Genomic DNA, 22,314 nt, shown 5'->3' on the forward strand with positions numbered 1-22,314 from the left:
TTTCTTATCCGACTTACGGTCAGTTTTAAAAAAAAGATTGCATAAGAAGGAATTCAATTTGTTGGAAGAGAATTGGAATAGAGTGGTTATAAGATTCTTTTGGGGGGATAATCGTGGATTGCAAAAAGGTTAAAAAAAGCTTTAGAGTTGTAGGCATAAAAGGCGGAGGAGCTTTTGCTAATTTTGGTGCCGAAGTTCCAAAACTTGCCCAGCAATTTCTATCTCGTTTAGACGAAGTTGAACATCATTCGGGTACTGAAATAGCTCTTTTCGAACCTAAAAAGGATGAAAACCATCTAGAAGGTCACTTTTATGTAGGATTAATGGTTAATGAGGCTCTAAAAGAAGTTCCAGTTGGGATGGATTATATCGAAGCTGCTCAAGCCTATGTCACGACTAGGGGAAAAATACATAATATCGATAACCTACATAACCAATTATTAAAATGGGCAGATGATCAAGGTTATAAAAGGGATTTAGAATCTCATATTGTTGAGACCTATCATCCAATTGAGAATGGAGAGGAAGAAGTAGAGATTTATTTACCGATCCATATTTAAGATCCAGTTGATTTAAACCCAGGGGGCAAACTTATGGCGGCTATTATCTTATTCAACGGGTTCAATTCTTAAAATCGGGCGCAATTCCGAAGCAAGAATTGTGCTCTTTTTTTATGTTAGGGGCAATTTTGTGAATAAAGAAATTCAATAATAGATAATTATAAAAATAAATAAAGGAGTAAAATAATATTCAAATGGAGACTTTAAAAAGAAAAAGGAGTCATAAGATGAAAACCAAAATGTATTTATTAGGTATAGCTCTAATTCCTTGGATTTCTATTCCCTTATTGGGTAAACAATCAATAAAAAGATTTTTACCTGCTTCAATCTTTATGGGGCTTCTATTAATTGGAGAAAGTCTATTGGCTCGTAAAAAAGTATGGTGGTGGATTTATAAAAGACCTCATCCTAGTATTATGGGCGAAGCACCATTAATTGTAGGACCTTACATTGTTGGTTCATTGTGGATGTTGAGACTGGGATTTGGTAATATTCTAAAATATTCAATATTTAATTTAAGTATTCATTTATTATTCGTATATGTATTAATGGATTGGTGCAAACGTAATGGATATTGGTCCCTAGTTCGGCTAAAAAAATATCAACTATTGCTTTTATTTATTATAGAAGCAATCATATTATATGCTACACAGTTATTGTTTGAGTTAAGAAAAAAAACTGAATCAGAAATACTTAAATAGTTCTGTTAACACTATTGTTAATCTTCCACAATCGGGCTCGATTGTGGAATAAAACTTAGATATTAAACAACTTTATTGTTAAAGCAGCCTTTATAAAAAAATTAAATACTTTAAAAAATAGCGCCCTTCCATTTACACCAAAGGAAGGGCGTTTTTTATCATATTTAGAGTGAGTGTCCACCTGAGGTGTACATTTGTCCAAGAGTGGTGCCTGACACCATGATCACTATATCCACTATAACCATCATTAAGGTGTTACTTTCATAATCCGGCCTTCCAATTTGTATTCGAATGGTCGAGGTAATGATTTAACAAATTCTACCGTAGCTTGGAGGTCTTCTGGTCCAATTTCTAAGTTTGTTGCCCGAGGGCCGATGCCGTATTTTTCGTTTCCGTACATGTAGTTATTCACCACAACGGAATATTCTTTTTCTGAGTCGATTTTGCTTCCATCCGGTAAGAATAGGTCTACTACTTTTCCGGTTTTCGCCTCAGAGTCATACGTGTACGTGTATTTGAAACCAGCAATATGGAAGTCAAGACCGCGTTCTGTAATTTGATTGTTCAATACGTCTCTTAAATCCGCACCGCTTAGGTTCACTTTATTTAAGATATTTGCGAATGGCTGGATAGAAAACAAATCACCGAATGTGACGTTGCCTGCAGCAATATCTGCACGGACTCCGCCGCCGTTCATTAACGCAAAGTCAGCATTCATGGCTGCCTTCATGCCATCGGCAATTAAATTTCCAAGACCCGTGTCGCCAAACTCGCTGGCAGCTGAAGGATACTCCTTATTTAACGAAGTTGCAGACTCACCCATAATCTCCGCTTTCAATGGGGCCACTAAATTTTCATACTTGTTCATAATGTCCGAAACGGCAGAATCAGGAATATATTCGTCCTGAAAGACAGTCACAATCTCTGCTTCCTTTTTAATGATATCACCTGTTACTGGATCCACTTCTAAATCCACATCAGAAAAAGCAGAGCCGTATGAGTACGCTTGGACGATTAACTTGTTTTTTACTACTTTATTTGTATACACATGGTTATGAGCTGCAAAGATGACATCTACTTCGTCATCCACATTTTCCGCAATCCTGGAAGCATCAAACCTATCTGTGTAGCCGGATTGAATGGCTGGATTATGCGCCAGAACAATAATCGCTCGAATGCCTTGGGCTTTTAGTTCTTCCGTATATTTGTTAATTGCTTCTACTTCATCAGTAATCTGAAGGTTTTCATTTCCTTTTTTCACAATCATCAGTGGGGTTTCCTGCGTAACCACCCCGATAAAACCAATTTTGACGCCGCCTACTTCTTTCACCACATAAGGTTCGGTGATTAATTTACCTGTTGATTGATCAAAAGCATTGGCTGCGACAACAGGGAAGTCCATGCCGTCATAGCCCTTTGTTCCTTTTCCATCCGGGTGCTCGCCGCCGTGAATCATCCGGCGCAGCTCATCGATCCCTTTGTCAAACTCATGGTTTCCAAGGGTGCCGACATCAAAGCCCATTTCATTCATGACTTCCACGGTTGGCTCATCATGAAAAAGGGCGGAGATGAGTGGACTTCCACCAATCATATCACCAGCATGAACAAGAAGGGTGTTTTCGTTTTCTTCTTTCCGCTGCTTCATAGCTGCGGCCGTATATTCCATACTTCCAGCGGGCCGGCCGTTTACATTTGTAACCGTATCTAGCTGGCCGTGCAAATCATTTAAGCCAAGAAGCTTAACCTTCACAGGGTGAGCGCTGAGGTTTAGTTTGAAAATACCAAAGCCGGCGCTGTCGGTTTTTCCTGTGTAAGAAATGTTGCTGCCTTCTTTAATAAATTTTTCAGCTTCTGGGGACGTAGTAAACGTGACGTTCACATCGCCGGCGATTGGAGCAATCGACCAGTTTTGGTCCGCAGTAGGTGTGATTTCTTTCAATTCAGCAATATAATCCATTAAAATTTGACGGTTTTCATCGGCAGAATCAACAACCATTTCACTGCCTTTAACACCTGGGAAGTTCCCGCCGCCTCCAGCGCGGTAGTTGTTCGTGACAACGATAAAGTCTTGGTCTGGATCAACCGGCTGACCGTTATACGTTAAGTTCACGACACGGCTGGAATCCGGGTTCACAAGTTTCCCATCTTTATCGTATTTCGCTGGTACGGTCACATCGACTTGATATTGAACCCCGTCAATGACGTCGAAATTATAAACAGGGAATCCTGGATTTAATAACGGCTGTTCTTCTTTTTTGTTCGGGTCGATGGTATTGAACTTGCCTGCTGACATTTCAATCCATTCTTTTACAACTGAGCCTTTAACTTTAATTGCTTTCAACGTATTGTCATACAAATATAAATCGCCGGCACTGCGGATCGTTAAATCCCCTTTTCGGATTTCGGTGTATTCAGCGACACCGTTACGTCCAGCCTTGAATGGAGCACCAACAGAAAGGATTGGCAGGTCCTTATATTCCGGCTTGCTTTGAGCGATGTAGTTCTCCACATACCATTTTTGTGCGTTTGTTACGACTTGGATAGACGGGTCGTCCTTCACAAGGGCAAAATAGCTGTGAATGTCGTCGGTTGTTTTTCCGATCGGAGTATTTACGTATTTAACTGTTGCCTCATGGTCTGCTTTCACAGCATCCACAATAGCTTGAACCGGCTTCACCTGTTTCGGCGAGTAAATTTCGCGTGTGGAAGATTGTGATTCGGCAACAGACCATTTTCCTTTTATTTTTACAAGGTCAAGGTCGATGAGTCCTAATGAACCGCCGCCATAACCGGCTTGTACTGCTGGAACATCGTTGATCGTTCCTTTGGCATTATCTACACCTGGAAGCGGCTTGCCGTCTGCCCCCTTAAATAATGCATCCAGCGCACTTTCAGTTTTTGCCGGGAAAACTTTATGGGTATGCGAAAAAGTAATCGCATCAATTCCTGGTACTTCACTTAACGAGTAAATGACGTCTTCGGTATTGTTTTTATCGCCGCTGAAACCGGAGTGAGCCAGCGCAATGACTACATCAGCTCCGTCTTTTCTCATTTTCGGAATGAATTTTTTAGCGGTTTCAATAATATCCTTCGTGATGACTTTTCCATCTAAATGGACTTTGTCCCACTCGTTAATTTGTGGCGGGACGAAGCCGATAAAGCCGACTTTGATGACATGGTTTTTCCCTTGGGAATCGACTACCTTCTTGTTGATGATTCGATAAGGGGTAAACATGTTTTTGTCATTATCAGGATCGTCGTCATGGTCATCGATATAGACGTTTGCATTGACGAATGGGAAGTTGGCCCCTTTATAGGCTTGTTCCAGAAAATCAAGTCCATAGTTGAATTCATGGTTTCCTAATGACGCCATATCATAGCCCATTAGATTCATAGCTTTGAATACAGGGTGAACTTCACCTTTTGTTAACGGATTGATTTTTGCGACATATGTACCTAGAGGAGTCCCCTGGATGAGGTCCCCGTTATCTACTAATAAGCTGTTTGCCGCTTCTGCACGGGCTTCGTTCACAAGGGCTGCGGTGCTGGCCAGGCCAACATTTGGGTATTCAGCATCCTTAAAATAGTCATAGTTTAGCAAATTGGTATGGATGTCCGTTGTTTCCATTAATCGGAGCTCAACTAAAGGTGTTTTATCTGCCTTTTGGGACAGACCTTGCTGAGCTGCGCTGGCTGATTGCGGCAATAAGCCGGAAGCAGTTAGTAAAATGAGCGCCAATAATGCTGACAATAGTTTCTTTGCCAAATCTGATTCACCATCCTGGTAAAATAATATTTTTACTGCATAAAAAAGTGGATTTCCCCAAAAAACACTAGGTAATACCTATAAAATACTACCCCAGTCAATAATTCACCCATTTATTAGGTGGGCGGTTTTCGACAAAATTCTATCTTTTTTGAGGTTATCCTTTCCTATCATAAAAAAAACCCCACTCTTCTGTAAGTGAAGGAAGTCCCAGGTAGAAATACCGATATAATACAATACTGCATAAATGTATTAAAAATGAAGTTCAGTCTTTTTGAAAAAGAAGATTAGTTTCAACCAGATAGAAATGAAGGGCATAACCACAGCAAAAAAACGAAAACCTGTCTTTCATAACAGAAATGAAAGACAGTTTTTCGTCTTCTAATAGTTCTTCAGCTTACCGTTTCACAAGCAATCCCGTCTTTATCGCGATCCAATTTTCGGTTAGCATCATAAAGTGCCTTAGAAACAAACGGCTTGTATTTTGTCTTCCTACCTTTGTTCTTCACCTTGGAAGATCTAGCCACGCCGCCTTTATACACCTTATTCATTGCCTTTTTTTTTGTGGATTTTTAGGGGAGAGATTTGAAATAAAGTCACGATGTTTATAAGAAAGATGCGAAGTTTGTGAAAAAGTCCGATAATTTATAAAAAAGTTTGATCAAAAGTCCTGTATTGATTGCAGGACTATTTTTATTCCGCAATCGGGCCATTTAATGGAATAATAATCTCTGGTGGAATTGGATATTTATGTTAACGTTAGTGTGGATTTGTGAAGGCTTGTACTTAAACTGCACCGTTAGCTCAATAATTAAAGAAGCTTCCGCTGCCTCCCTTGTGTACCTATAGCACCCAGTAAGTTGAACAAGCTTTTCACTTTCTATTGCATATATTTACGAACTTTAGGTTACGCCTGGATTGATCTTTGAAGGGAACCGTTTTAATACCAAAGCTCCATTAAAAACAGAATGTGTCCAAGCATCCATCAATATATATTCATCAAAGAACAAAAGTTGAATTAAAATACAGGATACTTATTTATGTGAATTGGAGGAAAAAAATGTTTAAACCTAATCCCGCTAATACCGCAATTGTAATAACTGACCCACAAAATGACTTTTTGTCCCCCGGAGGTAAAGGGTACTATTTGACAAAAAATATTATCGAGCATTACAACACACTAGGTAACCTTGAAATTTTAATAAGTACAGCCATGAGGAAAGGATATCAACTTTTTATATCACCCCATTATATATATCCCCATGATTATAGTTGGCAATTTACTGGAGCTGAACAAGAAATGTTATTAAAGCTTCGAGTATTTCAAAAACAAAATGACTACACTTCTGCAGGAGCGGACTGGGTTCCTTCACTTAAGCCATACATTTTAGCTAACCAAACAGTTATTGCGACCGCCCATAAGATCGCCAGTCCGCAAACAAATGATCTAGTTTACCAATTACGTCAGCATAGGAAAGAAAAGGTCATTTTGGCAGGTGTTCTATCAAACATTTGTGTAGAATCTCATATGAGAGACTTAATCGAGAATGGTTTCCAAACAGCTGTTGTTTATGATGCTACTGCCGCCATAAGTGAGAAGGATTTCCAAGCAGCTGTTACAAATTATCAGGCATTCAGCAGTGCTACATGGTCAACTCAACAGGCGATCTCTCAATTATAAGAAATAAAACACTGTCCCAAGAGTTCACTTAAAAGGGTTGCTAATAAAAGCAACTCTTTTTGTTTAATTCTAAAGTTCTTCCACTAACCTGCCCCTTTAGTGGAAGAAGAGCTTCCGTAGCAGTCCTTTGTTAAACTCAAGCACGCGTTAGTTGAGTAAGTAAAAAGAAAAAAGGCTGCCGAAACAGCCATACTTGTTGAATTTATTTACTACTCCATTAATAACGCTTTAAGCTCTTCTGTCATTTGTTCCACTAATTCAGGTCTTCCGTGAAACTGGGCAGGAGTATTTTGGTATAATTGAATACGCCAATATCCATCTTTTTTTACAACAATAAGAGTGTGATGAGTGTTTACGTTTGGGTTAATGTCATTTGTTTGAGGAGGTACCATTCCAGCAATTGCTCGTACAATTACTATGTCAGAACTTAGAAATTTTACATCTTTTACTTTGCTAACAAATCGAGCCGTTTGATGGTGCTCAAAGATTGGATTAAGGTGCGAAAATATTTCCACCCTGCCGATTGATTGACTTCCATCAAAACCAATACTTTCACCATCTTCTGTAAATAAATCTGCCATTCCACGAGCGTTTCGATTATTCCAAGCATCTAATAGTTGTTTATATACTGCTTGTACTTCTTTTGTAGAATTATTCTCCATATTATTCACTACTCCTTTATTACCTGATATTTACTTATGATTCTAAAATAGAAAAAATCTATATTCAATATTAGTACCTATGTATTTTCTTATTGCACTAACCTGCCACGTTAGTTCAACAAGAAAAAAAGACCGACTCAGCGATCTTCAAATTTAGCTAACGCACCCGTTACTTTAATAAGATTTAAATTTAAGATTATTTCTCCCATAATTCAATCCAACTTCCTTCTGGATCAGAAATCCAAATAAATGTTCCAAACTCGCTTTTTTCAGGTTGTTTTAAAAGTGGAATTCCAATTTTTTGAAATGTTCCATCCACGCTTCAATATTTTCTCCTTGAAAATTTAGGATCACAGATTGTTCATCTGGAAAATAATTACTACTTTCTTTGAACAAAGAAAAGATTGTTTCGTTGTCAGCATCGGGCTTGATGATAGTGCCATTCCACTCTCCCATCGATATACCTAGAGTTTCTTTATACCAATTTTTTAATGAATCAACATCTTTTGCTCTCCAAAAAATCCCACCGAAACCTTTAATTTTCATAGTCCAATTTCATTTATTTTTATGATTAGAATTCAGTAATTCTGCCTCTATTTCTTCGTCTGACACAAATACCTCTTCATTGTTTTGGCTCTTACTTTTAGGAATTAACAATAAAATGCCCAAGATTTAAACAATTATAATTAGACAAACAGAAATAGTATGCAACCCTTGCCCTGCTGCTATAGCAACTTGCAATACAATAGAGGCTGTAGGCAATGATAAACTAATTATTAAAAGTCCAATAACCTGTACATAACATTCCCCTTTCAATTCCTAGTTCATAAAGTCGTTACTGATATATATTCTAGAAAATAATTAGTTTTCCTTCTTTCACTAATGCTACAATGCACTTGTACAGCTAACGTGGAGTTAAGTGGAACAAGTAATTGCAAAATAGAGTTGATTTAATTGAATGCCAAAGAAGATATTATATGGTTTCAAAAAAACTCAGTGATTTATCTATTCACCGAGCTTTTCATCGATTTCATAAAAACAGCAGCCAGAGCAGAAAAAAGGGAGAAAACATGAAAAATATATGTGTAAAACATCAATTTTGGCGACTTATATCAAAAAGGTAACTTACTAATGACGCTAAAAAGATTGGATACATATAAAAAAGACTGTTATTTGACCATCGCCATAATAACAGTCTAAACATATTTATATTGCTCCTGCTTTTAGCAAAATTTTTTCAATCTCTTTAAAGCCTTTCTCACGTGCGTGTTGTAAAGGAGTCACATTATCATTGTCTGGAATGTTCACATTCGCTCCATGCTCTATTAGCAATTGCACCGTTTGCTGCTGTTTTTTATCGCCATTATTCAAAATAATCGCTTCTAATAAAGCGGTCCAACCAAGATTATTGATATGATTCACATCAATATCTGTTTGAGTGAGAAGTACGTTGATTACGTCGACATACCCATGTTCTGAGGCAGGGATTAAAGCTGTTCCTCCATACCGGTTTGTAATCGTCGGATCGGCACCTGCTTTAATCGTTAGTTCTAGAATATCTAAATATCCTTCTGCACCAGCATACAGGAAGGGACTGTTTTTGATATCATCCTGGATGTTCACATTTGCCCCTTTCTTGATGAGTATTTTTGCGGTTTCTACATCATTAGAATAGGTCGCATTCATAATGGCGGTCCGCCCTCTTGAATCCTGTGCATTGATATCCGCCCCATTCTTAATGAGCTTGCTTAAAGTGTCCGCCTCTCCACGCTTTGCAGCTTGAAGCAGCTGTTTATTTAATCCTTCGTTCATGATTTCCCGCTCCTTTTCTTGTTTTTGCGGTTCGCCACTAATGCTAGAAACACAACCTTGAAGCAAGAGGATACATCCAATAAATGCCATCATATATTTCCACATAATATATCCGCCTCTATATTAGCATTGTTGTTGCCGCTGCTCTTTTTTCCATTAGAATATATTTGCAGTTTTTTCTCTTGTAAAACGTGTTCCGTTTAGAATGACAATTATTTATTCAATTCTTTCCAAAGAGCAAAAGGATTCTTTTCTGAGTGATTTTTATCAATCTTGATTAATTGAATGTCGCGTTGTTCGTTTGGAAGAGCTATTTGCTGATAAACGTATTTTGTTCCTAACCCAACTTCTTCTTCCTCTTGTGCAGTATAGAAATAATAAACATTTTTAAGATTTGCCCAGTAAATGGCGCTTAAACACATCGGGCAAGGCTCTCCGCTTGCATATAATTCGCAGTCGGAAAGGTCAGTCGTACCAAGAGTGCGACATGCCTGCTGGATTGCTAAAAGTTCAGCATGCGCAGTGGGATCATGTGTTTCGAGAACATTGTTTACTCCCTTTGCAACAATCTCTCCATCTTTAACGATCACTGCGCCAAATGGTTTTCCTTTTTTGTTTTTTGTATTGTCATAAGCTAACTCGATTGCCAGTTGCATAAATTCTTTGTGATCCATTTAAAAACACTCCTTAAAAAGTGAAATTTTTGAAATAATTATTTTTACTCATGTTTTTTTGTTTTCCATAGTTGTTCGAGCAGAATAACGATCATCGTACCAACAAGTAGACCATTACTGAAGATATATTGCAGAATGGAAGGAAGACCTAGAAATATACCAGCAGGAAGAAACATTAATCCAACACTGATTAACAAAGTAATTCCTAATATGGTCAACCTGCGCTCGTCTAATTCCTCTTTCAGAATCGATTGGAAGGCAATCCCTATCATCTGGACAAATGATGCTAGAGATGCAGCACTGGCAATAGGGCCTGGAAGCGATGCTAAAAAATTGACGATCGCTGGAATAAGAGCGATTCCTGATAAAGCAAGACTTGCGATAAGGAAGGGTCTTAGTCTTTTTTGCTCCGTTAGTCGAATAAAACCAGCGGATACTGGCAACGGAACAATTCCAATCGTGGAAAAAAGAGCAGATAAAAAATGTGAGATACCACCTGCCCAACTAGCACGATTAATCGTTTGTTTTTCGTCTTTCCGAGATGCTGGTACCACTTGTTTAACAGCTGCGATGGCAGCAACCTGATTTGAGACTAAAATAAATGTAAACAGAATGGCCGTTACTACCATTCCAGCATTTAGCTGGGGCGCACCCCAAGCAAAAATCTCCGGTAGTTTCACGAAAGAATCTGATCCGGAAGAAGAATTGGAGGTTTTGCCAAATAAGAAATATAGGAACCATCCCAACAAAATCCCGACCAACAATGCGTAACTTTTCATCCAGCCTATCCCTTTAATCGATAGGAATATAACAAGTAAAAATACACCGAATGAAATTGCTACTGTTACATAATCAGGTCGGAGTGGTTCTCCTTGTAATGCCATCATTCCTTTTAAAAAAACACCACTAAGTTGTAGCGCTAAAATTAAAAGAAAAGAACCAGTTACTAAAGGCGTGAACAAGAATAGCAACCGATTAACTAAGCCGGTTACTCCGAGAATAAAGAGTAAAAAGCCTGCAACGATTAATCCCCCTTCTAAGAACTGTAAGGTTTCTGTCGTGCTTTGTCCCTGCTGAATTGCCACACCTGCTAAAATCACAAAAACACTAACCCATGAACCTGCAGGCCCGTCAGCAATTGGGTATCGATGTCCCAGCCATCCTTGTATAAAAGAACTAATTCCCATTACGAAAAATGTTCGCTGCATTAACTCAGAAATTTCCTCGATTGACAAATGAAAAACGTTACCGATTACAATCGGGAATGCCACAGAAGTGGCTAGTAGGAAAATGAACCATTGAACAGTACTTAAACTGCTGTAAAAACGTTGTTTCTCCAAATTGTTTCACCTTTAACTTAAGAAAATTTTTATAAAAGAGGCTGTGTTAAAGCACATTGTTGATTTTGAGCACAATGTTGATTGGAGTGGAAGGCGGCGCGAGACTCCTGCGGGAGCAGCGGGACAGGTGAGACCCCGCAGGCGCTTTAGCGCCGAGGAGGCTCACCGCCCGCCCCGCGGAAAGCGAAGCGCCTGGAACGGAAATCAACATTCACTTTTAACACAGCCATAAAAGAAATAAGGGAGAAGGGGAACAGTGAATCTAATTCCTCTTTTTATCTTTTATAAAATTATGGTATCATGTGATTTACTATATGAAAAATATAAAAAAAATCAATTTTACTAAAGTTTTTCATATAATAAAGGAGCGTGTTCTACCTATGGACATAAGACAACTTCGATATTTTATTGCAATTGTAGAAGAAAGAAAAATTACTGCTGCCGCTGAGAGACTTCATATCTCCCAGCCTCCGTTAAGCCAGCACCTGAAAGCAATGGAAGATGAGCTGGGAACGAAATTAATAGAAAGAAATGCGAAATATTTAGAAGTAACGGAAGCAGGAAAAGCCTTATATAAATATGCGCTGCAAATGACTCAGTTAATGGAAGAGGCTGGAATCGAAGTAAAAGAAGTCGGAAAAGGGGTAAGTGGAAGACTAGCGATAGGTATTAATACTTTTTCGGTGGTAGGATTACCTGAGTTACTTCACCAATTCCACAAAGAATTCCCTAAGGTTACCTATAAAATTCATCAAAATGAGTCAGCCTATCTTTGTCAATTAGTGAAAGATCGGATCGTAGAACTGGCGATTATACGTTTACCGCTCGAGTTAGATATTTTTTCAGTTCTTCATCTTCATACAGAGCCTTTTTACTTTATTACTTCAAATAAAAAGCAGCCTTTTAATCGGCAGGTTATGCTTGCTGACATTCAAAACCACCCTCTGATTTTACCAAGTACAGAAGGAATGGGAGTTCATTATCTGATTTTGGAGGCATTTTCAAAGGCCCAACTTCAACCGAACATTATTGCCGATTGCTCTGATATTTCCCTTTTATTAGATTTAGTTGCATCTGACTTTGGATCAGCTATTGTTCCAGAAACCGTAATTAAACAATACAAAAACTACAATATCCATGCCTCCAAAATTACAGATACAGAGCTATCTGCATCTACGGGATTAATATGGCTGAAAAATCATTATCTATCAAGAACCGCTCAAAACTTTACTAGCCTATTAACAGAATACAGTAATCAAATTTAAGAAGGAAAACATGGCTTAATATTTCTGTTTCCATGGATTGAAAGTTCTACTAGAAAATCAAAATTCTTTTGGACGATAGATCGGTGGAAATACAATTACAAATTGAACAATTCATGTGAGACAGGGATGGTAAACTTGCAAACACTTTCGAAAAGTGGTATTCTAAGGAAGAATTATTTTTGTTCGGCGGTTTAAAGGAAAGTATAAGTAGAACTTTTCGTCTAATGATCACTGATAGCAAGGATAGTAACATATTGTGTGCATAAGCACACAGCAGGAGGAAACACACATGGAACAAGGTAAAGTAAAATGGTTTAACGCAGAAAAAGGTTTTGGATTCATCGAACGCGAAGCTGGAGACGACGTATTCGTACACTTCTCAGCAATCCAAAGCGAAGGCTTCAAATCATTAGACGAAGGTCAAGCAGTTACTTTTGAAGTAGAACAAGGTCAACGTGGACCCCAAGCTACTAACGTTCGTAAAGCTTAATAATAATTGTCTAATATAAGACAGGCTCTATTTTAGAGTCTGTTTTTTTTTCATAAAAACAAGGAACCCCACATTAAGTAATGGTGCTCTCATTTAAGAACGGGCAGCAAAAAGCAGCCTTTTCCTAATTCGACTGGCTGGGCAGGATGGTGGAAGAAGAAATTCATAGGAAAAATTGTATATCGTCTCGTATAAAAACAGGGTTTTAGGGAATTTTAATTAAGATTCATTTTTTACATAGAGTGGAAATGACTACCGAGAAAAATAATGGGGAGAATGGATAAATTGAAAAAAATGGATACTTTAGGTTTTTAATATTCCTTGACAGGAATATTCCTAATCGGGTATAATCAATTCAACAGGACGTTAATACTAGTGATGATGTAGATGTGCTTTAACCGGAGACCATCACTTGACGAGGTGAGGAATATGTCAGGGAAGATTCCGGGCGTGAACATGACGACGCTGAGCGCTTTGTCTGAACCAAATCGTATGAATATCGTCGAACTCTTGCGTAACGGTCCCCTGACCGTTGGGGAAATTGCCGACCAGCTGGGATTGAAGCAGCCCCAAACTTCGAAGCATCTAAAAGTGCTAAGCGACAACGGGATTGTGGAAGTGCAGGCCGAAGCTAACCGCCGCATCTACAAGCTCCGGCCTGAACCCTTCCATGCGCTGGATTCTTGGATACAGTCCTTCCGGAGCGTAATGCAAGAAAGATTCGACAATCTAGATGATTACTTGAAGGAATTGCAGAACAAGGAAAAATAATAAAATCTTTTCATGATCAAGGAGGAATTACAATGTCAAATAATGAAATGGTATCAAGAGTAGAGAACGATCGGGTACTGGTACTGGAGCGCGTTTTCAATGCGCCACGTGATCTCGTATTCAAGATGTTTAAAGAACCGGAGCATCTGAAACAATGGTGGGGGCCGAGGGGTTGGGAGGTTCCGGTCTGCACCGTCGATTTCCGTCCGGGAGGCGTTTGGCACTACTGTATGAAGTGTGTTGATCAGAATCTGGGTCAATTTTTTGGTATGGAAGCATGGGGCAAAGGGGTTTATAAGGAGATTATCGAGCCGGAGAAGATCGTCTACATCGATTACTTTTCGGATGCTGAGGGCAATGTGAATGACTCCATGCCGTCGACCGAAATGACATTGGAATTCATCGATTTGGGTGGAAAGACAAAGCTGATAAACCGTGCTGAATATGTGTCCGCTGAAGCTCTTAAGACCGTCATGGATATGGGTATGCTGCAGGGCATCACCGAAACTTGGGACCGTTTGAACGAGCTATTGGAGTCGCTAAAGTAGAGTTACCGTAACGCTGTTTTCAGCGTTAGTAAGGTTTAGGAGCACAAAAACTCATATTGCAGAAGGTATGAAAGCACCTAAATAGGTGCTTTCAAGTTTTTCCGGAAATAAGCGCCTGTCACCGCCCGCATTTTGTCGAAAACCTCGCGGGGAGTGACCGGCACTGTTATTTTAAAAATTACTCATTAGATAAATCTGAGTGAGGTGTAAGAATTCGAATATGATGTTCACTATATTCCTTTTCTATAATTGAAGGAAGGGAACTGTCTGTTACGATTAAATCAATATTTTCTAATGGACAAATATTAATATAAGCATTAGTTTCGAATTTTGACGAATCTGCCACGACAACTTTATGTTTTGAACGTGACAGAATGGACTGAATCACCCCGACTTCATGGATTCTAAAATCTGTTAAACCATGTTCAATTGATAAGGCATTAATCGTAATAAAGGCGATATCAATATTAAAGTTAGCTAGAATGTCTTCACACTGTTTTCCATATAACGTGCATTCTTCTGGATTATAAAAGCCACCTGATAGGATAATGTTGAAATTTTTATTCTTTCCAAGAATACTTACAATTCGCAGATCATTGGTGATAATCGTTAATCTTTCGAATTTGTCTACCAAGACTTTTGCGAGTTCAATGGTAGTGGTACCACCGTTTAAAGCGATGGCTTGCCCCTCTTCAATTAATTCAACAGCTACTAAGGCAAGTTGTTTTTTTTTCTCTAAATTTTTGACTTCTCTTTCGTTAAAAAGTTTATTTAGTGCAGTATCCTCTTTTTGTTTTAAGATTGCTCCCCCGTGAACTCGTTTTACAGTACCCTTTTTCTCCAAAACCTCTAAATCTCTTCTAATTGTATCGATGGAGACATCTAATAATGAAGCTAGTTCTGCAGCTTTTACAGCTTTTTGCTGCTTTAAAAAGGTTTCAATTTCATGATGTCTTTGTTCTTGTAACAAAATACCGCCCTCCAATAACATGATAAAAGTCCATAAGTAAATAATATACTAATGATTATACCCTTATAATAAAGAAAAATGCGGCAAAATAACGCAAAAAATATTCAGAATTCATCTAAAAATATGTAAACATCACGTAAACTATATTGAAATTGTGTAATGAAACTGTAAAACCCATTGTAAAACAGCAAAAAACGGACTAATCTTGCAATGTGAGAAAAATGAAACAATATAGACTACAGAAGCAAGAAATCGTTAGAAAGGACTTGAATAATGGGTAGCTATTATAATCCGGTAAAAATCAAAATAGATTCTCTAGAGGTAATTGAGAATGTATTGAGTGCTATAAGTTATAAACCAAGCAAGGTTTTGCTTTTAACACGTGGAGGTGATTTTTCAACATCACAGGCTGGACAAACCTTAGAAAAATATCTAGCAAAATTTGAAGTCAGACAGCTCGAGATCCAAATATCCAATCCTGATATTGAAGACTTATTTCGATATGTACAACTGATTAAAGAGTTCGATTACGAATGTATAGTAGGCATCGGGGGAGGAAGTGTTCTCGATCTTGCTAAATCCTTAGCTGCTTTAAAGAAGATGAAAGTAGATTCTGTTTCTATTTTACGAACTTTGATTAAAGACAAACTTTATGCAGAAAATCCAAACAGAGTTCCATGGGTTGCCGTACCTACTACATCTGGAACTGGTTCTGAGGTGACTTGCTGGGCAACGATTTGGGACAACGCGAACGGAGTAAAATTGTCCATTGACACTGAAAACTTATATGCCCATACAGCAATCATCGATCCGGCACTAACGGCCACATTACCGATGAGCCTAACCGCTTCAACGGCATTGGATGCCTTATGTCATGCCACGGAAGCTTATTGGTCAAAAAACTCAAATGAAATTTCAAGGGTTTATTCATTAGAAGCAATCAGTCGTATTGTTCAAAACCTTGAAGATGTATTAACAGATCCACAAGAGGTGTCTTTAAGAAAAGAATTGGCTTTGGGCAGCTTGTATGCAGGATTGGCATTCAGCAATACAAGAACGACCGCATGTCATTCCATGTCATATCCTCTCACGTTGGAACTTGGAATGGTGCACGGTATTGCAGCTAGTATCACCTTGGCTAAAGTAATGGAAGTAAATTTTGCCTCTATTTTTGAGAGTGACAAATTACTTAAAGCATTTGGTGTGAGCAGCTGTCAGGAAATCCAAGAGCGAATTGAATACTTCTTTAAATTATCTGGTTTTCCAAGTAGATTAAGAGATTTTCATGCGAATGAGGAAATAATTGAAAAAATCGCAGGAAATGCTTTTACTAAAGGGCGAATGGATAACAACCCGGTTGATATGACCAAAGAAGAGGTCAAACAAATCTTAATGTCAATTTATTAATGATAAGGGGATAAGAACATGAAAACAAAATTATTGCTAACTTTATTTTTAATAGTCTCTGTTTTTTTAACGGCATGCAGCGGAGGTAATAACAATAAAGCCGGTCAGGCAAAGACGGACGATGTGATTAAAATGGTTTGGTATCCGAACGAATCCGGGGAAAATTTAAAAGCATCTCGTGATGAAATTGGACGCTTGATTTCAGAAGCAACTGGTAAAAAAGTAGAGCATCAATTAACAACGGATTATGCAATTGCCATTGAAACGTTAGTAAACGGTAAAGCTGATCTTGCCTTCACGGGTGCGCAAAGTTATGTGGAAGCGAATAAACGTAATAAAGCAGTTCAAACGATTGCGGTAAAAACAGGAGAATCAGGTACTTTAGCTGATGCAATGTATCACAGCTGGTTAGCTGTTAATGTAGACGAGCAGGATAAGTTTAAAGAAAACGGAAAATTTTCACTGGATAAATTAGCGAATACAAGATTCTCTTTTGTGTCAAACAGCTCAACTTCTGGATTTAAAGTACCATCCCAAAATATTATTGCTCATTTTTCAAAGCAGCAAAAGTATGCAAATTTAACAGCAGAAGATTTAATGCAAGGCGGTCCATTATTCTCACAAGTATTATTTGGAAACTCTCACCAAGGATCTGCCGTTAATTTATTATCAGGTAAAGCAGATGTGGCAGCATTCTGTGATACATGTGTAAAAGATTATGTAGAGGTTTCAAAAGGTGAGGCAAATAAAGTAGGTTCTGTATATCGTGTGAAAGATGGAGCGGCTGAACCATTTAACACGGTTGTAGGCAAAGAATTTACTTTGATGAGCGTAACACCGGTATTAAATGAACCATTTGTTGTGAACATGGATTCACTTGGCAAGGAGGACTTTGATAAAATCCAAGCTCTCTTCACTTCTGATGAATTTGCAAACAATGAAAAAATCTTTGCCCCTGAAGGTTCAGGACAGGCTGCTCTTTTCGCTAAAAAAGGTAACGAAAGACTTGTTGCTGTAGAAGACAAATGGTATGATCCCATCCGCGAACTTTCAAAATAATATTCTTACCTGTTTAAAGGAGAAAACAGTAAGAGAGTGCTAAACAAGCACCCTCTTACTTAATAAAGCTTACAAAAGGAGTCAATTCAAATGGCATTATTAAAGGTTGAAGGACTTGGAAAATCATATACGCCTGACAAGAAAATATTGAAGAATATCAACCTTGAAATAAATTCTGGAGAATTTGTTTCCATCATTGGTCCGTCGGGGGCAGGTAAGTCAACTTTTTTACGCTGTATCAATCGAATGGTTGAATATAAAGAAGGAAAGATTTTGTTTAATCAACAAGATGTTGGCCGTTTAAATAAAAGAGAGCTGCGTAAAATGCGAACCAACATTGGAATGGTGTTTCAACATTATAATCTGGTTCCCCGTTTGACAGTGATTGAGAATGTCCTGCATGGCAGGTTTGGCTATAAAACAACGCTGCAGGGGATTTTAGGCAGATACTCAGAGGAAGAGAAAGAACGCGCCTTTGAACTGCTTGAGAAATTAGGCATTCAAGAGCATGCCTATAAACGCTGCGACCAGTTAAGTGGCGGTCAGCAGCAGCGTGTCGGGATCTGTCGGGCGCTTATTCAAGAACCGAAATTGGTTCTTTGTGATGAGCCGATTGCTTCACTTGATCCGAATTCATCCAAAATTATTATGGACCATTTAAAAGCCATTACAACTGAGCTTGGTATTACATGTTTAGTTAATTTGCATCAAGTAGAAGTAGCGCAAAATTACTCTGATCGTATCATTGGTTTGAATCATGGTGAAATTGTCTTTGAAGGTGCAAGTCAACAACTTTCTGAAGAACAAATTCGCAAGATTTATGGGACGAAGACGAAGGAATTAATCATAGCCTAAGGAGCAATGACAGTGAATGAAAAAGTGATGCGTAAAAACAGATGGCAGTCAGTCATTTTTCTGCTCATCATCATCGTCCTTACTTACTGGTCTTCATCTATCACACAATTTCATTTTTTGGATGGAATAGCGACCATTCCTGAAGCAGCAGGCTGGATGTTATCGAACCTTTTGATTACTCAGGAGTCATTGGAAAGATTGCCTAAGATTTTGGAAAAGTTAGTAGAAACGATTTTTATGTCCATTGCTGCAACAACGTTAGCAGCAGCAGTTTCTCTCTTTTTAGGGTTATTCGGATCTAAACCCACTAAAGTAAACAGCTTTTTAAGTGTGTTTGCCCGTTTCGTTGCTTCCGTATCAAGAAATATTCCAGTGGTTGCATGGTCATTGATCTTACTCATATCTTTTGGACAAAATTCAGTGACAGGTTTTTTAGCGCTGTTTGTAGGGACGGTAGGATTTTTAACGAGGGCGTTTATTGAGAGCATTGATGAAGTCGGGCAAGGTTCTGTTGAAGCACTAGCTGCAACAGGAGCGACCTATTTCCAAATTGTAAGCAAGGCGGTTATTCCTCAATGCTTGCCGCAGATGCTGAGCTGGATCTTGTTTATGATCGAAACGAATATTCGAAGTGCTACATTGGTTGGCATGTTAACAGGGACAGGAATCGGTTATACATTTGATATGTACTACAAAACCTTGAATTATAATGCTGTCGGACTCGTTACCTTATGTATTGTCATTGCCGTTATTCTGGTTGACCTGATGTCAAATTATATTCGGAAGGTGATTCTATAATGGAAGCGGCGCAGATCAGGAGAAAAAAAGACGGCCGAATTAATATAAAGGTGGGGAACAAAGTCGATCAGGTCGTAACCTGGACTTTGTTCATCCTGACTATTTTGACCATCGTTGCTTTTGTATTATTTAACTATACAGGGCTCAATATCAAATCAGCCATAACGGAAACAGCTCATAACTTGAACATGATGTTCCTGCATCCGGCAATCAGCCATTTCAGTATGGAAGAAGCCATCTATCAAATGGTTATTACTCTTGGTCTAGCCTTCCTTGCAACGTTGATTGGTGCTGTCATTGCTTTCTTCCTTTCATTGATGGCGGCCACAAACTTATCAAATAAATGGACAGTAAGAATTGTCCGTGTAGTTGTCGCCATTATCCGGGCTGTTCCAACGGTCTTATGGGTTTTAATTTTTGCGATTGCGGCCGGTTTAGGGAGTGAAGCGGCTATTTTGGGAATGTTATTTCATTCCGTTGCCTATTTAGTTAAAGCCTTCTCTGAGGCATTTGAAGAAGTTGATAAAGGAATCATTGAGGCATTGCAAGCAACGGGTGCTAATTGGTGGCATATCGTGACAAGAGGTGTATTGCCTTCAACTTTTACTTACTTATTGTCATGGGTTTTCTTACGATTTGAAATCAACTTTGGCGTAGCTGTGGCAATGGGTGCTGCAGCCGGAGCAGGTGGTATCGGGTTTGAACTTTTTATGGCCTCCGGTTTCTATTTCGATCTGAAGGAAGTTGGATTTATTACCTATGGAATTTTAATTATTGCCTTTGTATTAGAAGTGATTTCAACGCGTTTGAAAAAGCGTTATTTTCCTGCAAATTCTAATTAACATAGGAAACTTTGGATTGATGATTGTTCCTCACTAAATATAGAAGAGGAAGTTCTATGTTTAGCATGAATTCCTCAGTACCTTTTCCTCTAAAAAAATTACGATTCTTAGGGAGGTATGTGAACATGGTTCACTATAAATTGTTAACACCCGGGCCTTTGACGACGTCAACTACGGTAAAAGAAGAGATGCTTTTTGACCGCTGTACCTGGGACAATGAATATAAAGAGATTACGCAAACAATAAGAACAAAGCTGCTTGAATTAGCTGGGGCCTCTAATGACGACTATACAGCTGTTCTGATGCAGGGAAGTGGCTCGTTTGCGGTTGAATCCGTAATGATGTCTGCGATTTCGACTCAAGATAAACTTCTCATTATTTCGAACGGTGCATATGGGGAGCGAATGGTCAAAACGGCTCAATATATCGGGCTAAACTATCGGGTATACGATGCTGCTTACAACGAACATCCAAAAGTGGAAGAAATCAGAGAAATTTTAATGGTAGATCAGGATATTACCCATATCATGATGGTTCATTGTGAAACAACAACAGGAATTTTAAATCCGATTGAAATGATAGCAAAACTTTCGAACGAATTTGGGAAAACGTTCATTATTGATGCGATGAGTAGTTTTGGTGGAATGGAAATCAATGTCTCAGAACTCGGCATCGATTATTTAATCAGCAGCGCGAATAAATGTATCCAAGGAGTTCCCGGATTTGCTTTTGTCATTGCCAAAAAAGAGAAACTATTAACCTGTAAAGGAAATGCACGCAGTTTATCTTTAGATTTATATGATCAATGGAAAGAAATGGACAAGGATGGAAAATGGCGTTTTACCTCGCCGACACATGTTGTAGCTGCATTTGCCCGAGCGATTGATGAACTCGAAGAAGAGGGAGGAATACCCGCAAGATTTGCCCGCTACCAGCAGAATAATAGGATTTTAAGAGAGAGAATGGAAATACTAGGGTTTAAGGCTTATATTTCAGAAGAAAAGCAATCTCCTATTATTACAGCATTTCTATTTCCAAATGAATACTTTAACTTTGCGGAATTTTATTTATTTATGAAAGAAAGAGGGTATGTGCTCTATCCTGGTAAATTAACAGACGAGAATACTTTCCGAATTGGAAACATTGGTGAAATCTATCAAGAAGATATTGAAGATTTATGCCGAATTATCGAAGAATATATGGGAGTGGTGACAAAATGAATAGAGTAGAAGGAGTTATTCTTGATTGGGCTGGGACAACTGTTGATTTTGGCTGCTTTGCACCAGTAAATATATTTATTGATATTTTTAAAAATGCGGGCATTGAAGTGACGATGGAAGAAGCACGAGCGCCAATGGGGATGTTGAAAATTGACCATATTCTCGCGATGCTGTCGATGCCTAGAATAGCTGCATTATGGGAAGAAAAGTTTGGTAGAGTGTTTAATGAACAAGATGTCGAGACCCTGTATGCTGAATTTGAACCGGCACTGCTTGTCTCGTTATCAGAGTATACAGATCCAATTCCAGAGGTGATTGAGACTGTCCAAACATTAAGAAGGCAAGGTTTGAAAATAGGTTCGACAACAGGCTATACCCAAAACATGATGGATGTTGTTGTTCCTAATGCATTGAAAAAAGGTTATAGTCCGGATTTTTATATCACGCCTGATGGAACGAATTCGCTTGGAAGACCGTTTCCTTATATGATTTATCGAAACATGGAAGCATTAAAATTATCAGCTTCATGGAAGGTAGTAAAAGTAGGTGATACGACCTCAGATATCAAAGAGGCGATTAATGCTGGAGTTTGGTCAGTAGGTGTCATCATTGGCAGTTCGGAAATGGGACTAAGCTTAGCTGAATTTAATGCCCTTTCTGAAGCGGATCAAGAGAAAGCCATTGCTAAAACAGAACAGTCCTTTTTAAAAAATGGAGCCGATTTTACGATTCCTACGATGAGTGAACTGCCTCAATTAATTGAAAGAATCAATCATCTTATTTCAGAAGGTAAGAGACCTTCTGGAAAATAAGTTTTCGCTGGTATATCTGTTACGGTGAACCGTATCATAAGTAAATGATGTTTTTGCAAAAAAAGGAACAGCACCCTCTAA

The 22,314-nt window shown here is 38.5% G+C and carries 20 protein-coding genes and 2 pseudogenes; 14 read left to right on the top strand and 8 right to left on the bottom strand.

Going from position 1 to position 22,314, the window contains the following annotated elements; all coding sequences use genetic code 11:
• Positions 1 to 113 precede the first annotated feature (113 nt).
• Positions 114 to 560 carry a GyrI-like domain-containing protein gene (locus ACFVSW_RS18835; RefSeq protein WP_387318165.1) on the top strand — a complete coding sequence of 149 codons (447 nt, stop codon included), beginning with the start codon at positions 114 to 116 and terminating at the stop codon, positions 558 to 560.
• A gap of 227 nt (positions 561 to 787) precedes the next feature.
• Positions 788 to 1,261 (top strand): hypothetical protein, encoded by a 474-nt coding sequence (locus ACFVSW_RS18840; RefSeq protein ID WP_387318166.1) that lies wholly within the window; start codon positions 788 to 790, stop codon positions 1,259 to 1,261.
• A gap of 247 nt (positions 1,262 to 1,508) precedes the next feature.
• Here the strand turns inward: ACFVSW_RS18840 and ACFVSW_RS18845 are convergent, their stop codons facing one another.
• The gene (locus ACFVSW_RS18845; protein WP_387318220.1) at positions 1,509 to 4,967 is read right to left on the bottom strand and encodes a bifunctional 2',3'-cyclic-nucleotide 2'-phosphodiesterase/3'-nucleotidase; all 3,459 of its coding nucleotides are present in this window, start codon (positions 4,965 to 4,967) and stop codon (positions 1,509 to 1,511) included.
• Positions 4,968 to 5,419: 452 nt separating this feature from the next.
• Positions 5,420 to 5,584, bottom strand: a pseudogene (locus ACFVSW_RS18850) (excalibur calcium-binding domain-containing protein); the annotation flags it as partial.
• Between the two features lie 503 nt (positions 5,585 to 6,087).
• Here ACFVSW_RS18850 and ACFVSW_RS18855 point away from each other — a divergent pair.
• Complete coding sequence (locus ACFVSW_RS18855; protein ID WP_387318167.1) at positions 6,088 to 6,708, top strand: cysteine hydrolase family protein; 621 nt, start codon at positions 6,088 to 6,090, stop codon at positions 6,706 to 6,708.
• A gap of 209 nt (positions 6,709 to 6,917) precedes the next feature.
• Here the strand turns inward: ACFVSW_RS18855 and ACFVSW_RS18860 are convergent, their stop codons facing one another.
• The 5 genes and pseudogenes from ACFVSW_RS18860 to ACFVSW_RS18880 all read right to left on the bottom strand — a co-directional run bounded on the left by ACFVSW_RS18860 (position 6,918) and on the right by ACFVSW_RS18880 (position 11,196).
• A complete protein-coding gene (locus ACFVSW_RS18860; protein WP_387318168.1) occupies positions 6,918 to 7,370 on the bottom strand; it encodes an SgcJ/EcaC family oxidoreductase in 453 nt (150 codons plus the stop codon).
• A 196-nt stretch (positions 7,371 to 7,566) separates the two neighbouring features.
• Positions 7,567 to 7,916: pseudogene (locus ACFVSW_RS18865) on the bottom strand (VOC family protein).
• A 660-nt stretch (positions 7,917 to 8,576) separates the two neighbouring features.
• Positions 8,577 to 9,287, bottom strand: a complete 711-nt coding sequence (locus ACFVSW_RS18870) for an ankyrin repeat domain-containing protein (RefSeq protein WP_387318169.1) — start codon at positions 9,285 to 9,287, stop codon at positions 8,577 to 8,579.
• A gap of 107 nt (positions 9,288 to 9,394) precedes the next feature.
• Complete coding sequence (locus tag ACFVSW_RS18875) at positions 9,395 to 9,856, bottom strand: nucleoside deaminase (protein WP_387318170.1); 462 nt, start codon at positions 9,854 to 9,856, stop codon at positions 9,395 to 9,397.
• Between the two features lie 44 nt (positions 9,857 to 9,900).
• Positions 9,901 to 11,196 (bottom strand): purine/pyrimidine permease, encoded by a 1,296-nt coding sequence (locus tag ACFVSW_RS18880; RefSeq protein WP_387318171.1) that lies wholly within the window; start codon positions 11,194 to 11,196, stop codon positions 9,901 to 9,903.
• A gap of 380 nt (positions 11,197 to 11,576) precedes the next feature.
• On the opposite strand from ACFVSW_RS18880, the gene ACFVSW_RS18885 reads away from it, so the two are divergent.
• The 4 genes from ACFVSW_RS18885 to ACFVSW_RS18900 all read left to right on the top strand — a co-directional run bounded on the left by ACFVSW_RS18885 (position 11,577) and on the right by ACFVSW_RS18900 (position 14,270).
• Positions 11,577 to 12,461 (top strand): LysR family transcriptional regulator, encoded by an 885-nt coding sequence (locus tag ACFVSW_RS18885; RefSeq protein WP_387318172.1) that lies wholly within the window; start codon positions 11,577 to 11,579, stop codon positions 12,459 to 12,461.
• A gap of 289 nt (positions 12,462 to 12,750) precedes the next feature.
• A complete protein-coding gene (locus ACFVSW_RS18890; protein WP_007083691.1) occupies positions 12,751 to 12,951 on the top strand; it encodes a cold-shock protein in 201 nt (66 codons plus the stop codon).
• 429 nt (positions 12,952 to 13,380) lie between these two features.
• A complete protein-coding gene (locus ACFVSW_RS18895; RefSeq protein ID WP_387318173.1) occupies positions 13,381 to 13,722 on the top strand; it encodes an ArsR/SmtB family transcription factor in 342 nt (113 codons plus the stop codon).
• A 32-nt stretch (positions 13,723 to 13,754) separates the two neighbouring features.
• Positions 13,755 to 14,270 carry an SRPBCC domain-containing protein gene (locus tag ACFVSW_RS18900; protein ID WP_387318174.1) on the top strand — a complete coding sequence of 172 codons (516 nt, stop codon included), beginning with the start codon at positions 13,755 to 13,757 and terminating at the stop codon, positions 14,268 to 14,270.
• 178 nt (positions 14,271 to 14,448) lie between these two features.
• Here ACFVSW_RS18900 and ACFVSW_RS18905 read toward each other — a convergent pair whose 3' ends face one another.
• The gene (locus ACFVSW_RS18905; protein WP_387318175.1) at positions 14,449 to 15,240 is read right to left on the bottom strand and encodes a DeoR/GlpR family DNA-binding transcription regulator; all 792 of its coding nucleotides are present in this window, start codon (positions 15,238 to 15,240) and stop codon (positions 14,449 to 14,451) included.
• 273 nt (positions 15,241 to 15,513) lie between these two features.
• Here ACFVSW_RS18905 and ACFVSW_RS18910 point away from each other — a divergent pair, with 273 nt between their 5' ends.
• The 7 genes from ACFVSW_RS18910 to phnX all read left to right on the top strand — a co-directional run bounded on the left by ACFVSW_RS18910 (position 15,514) and on the right by phnX (position 22,233).
• Complete coding sequence (locus tag ACFVSW_RS18910; RefSeq protein WP_387318176.1) at positions 15,514 to 16,647, top strand: phosphonoacetaldehyde reductase; 1,134 nt, start codon at positions 15,514 to 15,516, stop codon at positions 16,645 to 16,647.
• An 18-nt stretch (positions 16,648 to 16,665) separates the two neighbouring features.
• The gene (locus ACFVSW_RS18915) at positions 16,666 to 17,706 is read left to right on the top strand and encodes a PhnD/SsuA/transferrin family substrate-binding protein (RefSeq protein ID WP_387318177.1); all 1,041 of its coding nucleotides are present in this window, start codon (positions 16,666 to 16,668) and stop codon (positions 17,704 to 17,706) included.
• A gap of 90 nt (positions 17,707 to 17,796) precedes the next feature.
• Complete coding sequence (gene phnC / locus ACFVSW_RS18920; RefSeq protein WP_387318178.1) at positions 17,797 to 18,561, top strand: phosphonate ABC transporter ATP-binding protein; 765 nt, start codon at positions 17,797 to 17,799, stop codon at positions 18,559 to 18,561.
• Positions 18,562 to 18,573: 12 nt separating this feature from the next.
• The gene (gene phnE, locus ACFVSW_RS18925) at positions 18,574 to 19,359 is read left to right on the top strand and encodes a phosphonate ABC transporter, permease protein PhnE (protein WP_387318179.1); all 786 of its coding nucleotides are present in this window, start codon (positions 18,574 to 18,576) and stop codon (positions 19,357 to 19,359) included.
• A complete protein-coding gene (locus tag ACFVSW_RS18930; protein WP_387318180.1) occupies positions 19,359 to 20,201 on the top strand; it encodes an ABC transporter permease subunit in 843 nt (280 codons plus the stop codon). Before phnE ends, ACFVSW_RS18930 begins: the two co-directional genes overlap by 1 nt.
• Positions 20,202 to 20,326: 125 nt before the next feature.
• Positions 20,327 to 21,421, top strand: a complete 1,095-nt coding sequence (gene phnW / locus ACFVSW_RS18935) for a 2-aminoethylphosphonate--pyruvate transaminase (protein ID WP_387318181.1) — start codon at positions 20,327 to 20,329, stop codon at positions 21,419 to 21,421.
• Positions 21,418 to 22,233, top strand: a complete 816-nt coding sequence (gene phnX / locus ACFVSW_RS18940; protein WP_387318182.1) for a phosphonoacetaldehyde hydrolase — start codon at positions 21,418 to 21,420, stop codon at positions 22,231 to 22,233. Before phnW ends, phnX begins: the two co-directional genes overlap by 4 nt.
• Positions 22,234 to 22,314 lie beyond the last annotated feature (81 nt).

Source organism: Neobacillus sp. NPDC058068 (genome assembly GCF_042885335.1).
In the GTDB taxonomy this organism is placed as follows: domain Bacteria; phylum Bacillota; class Bacilli; order Bacillales; family Cytobacillaceae; genus Neobacillus.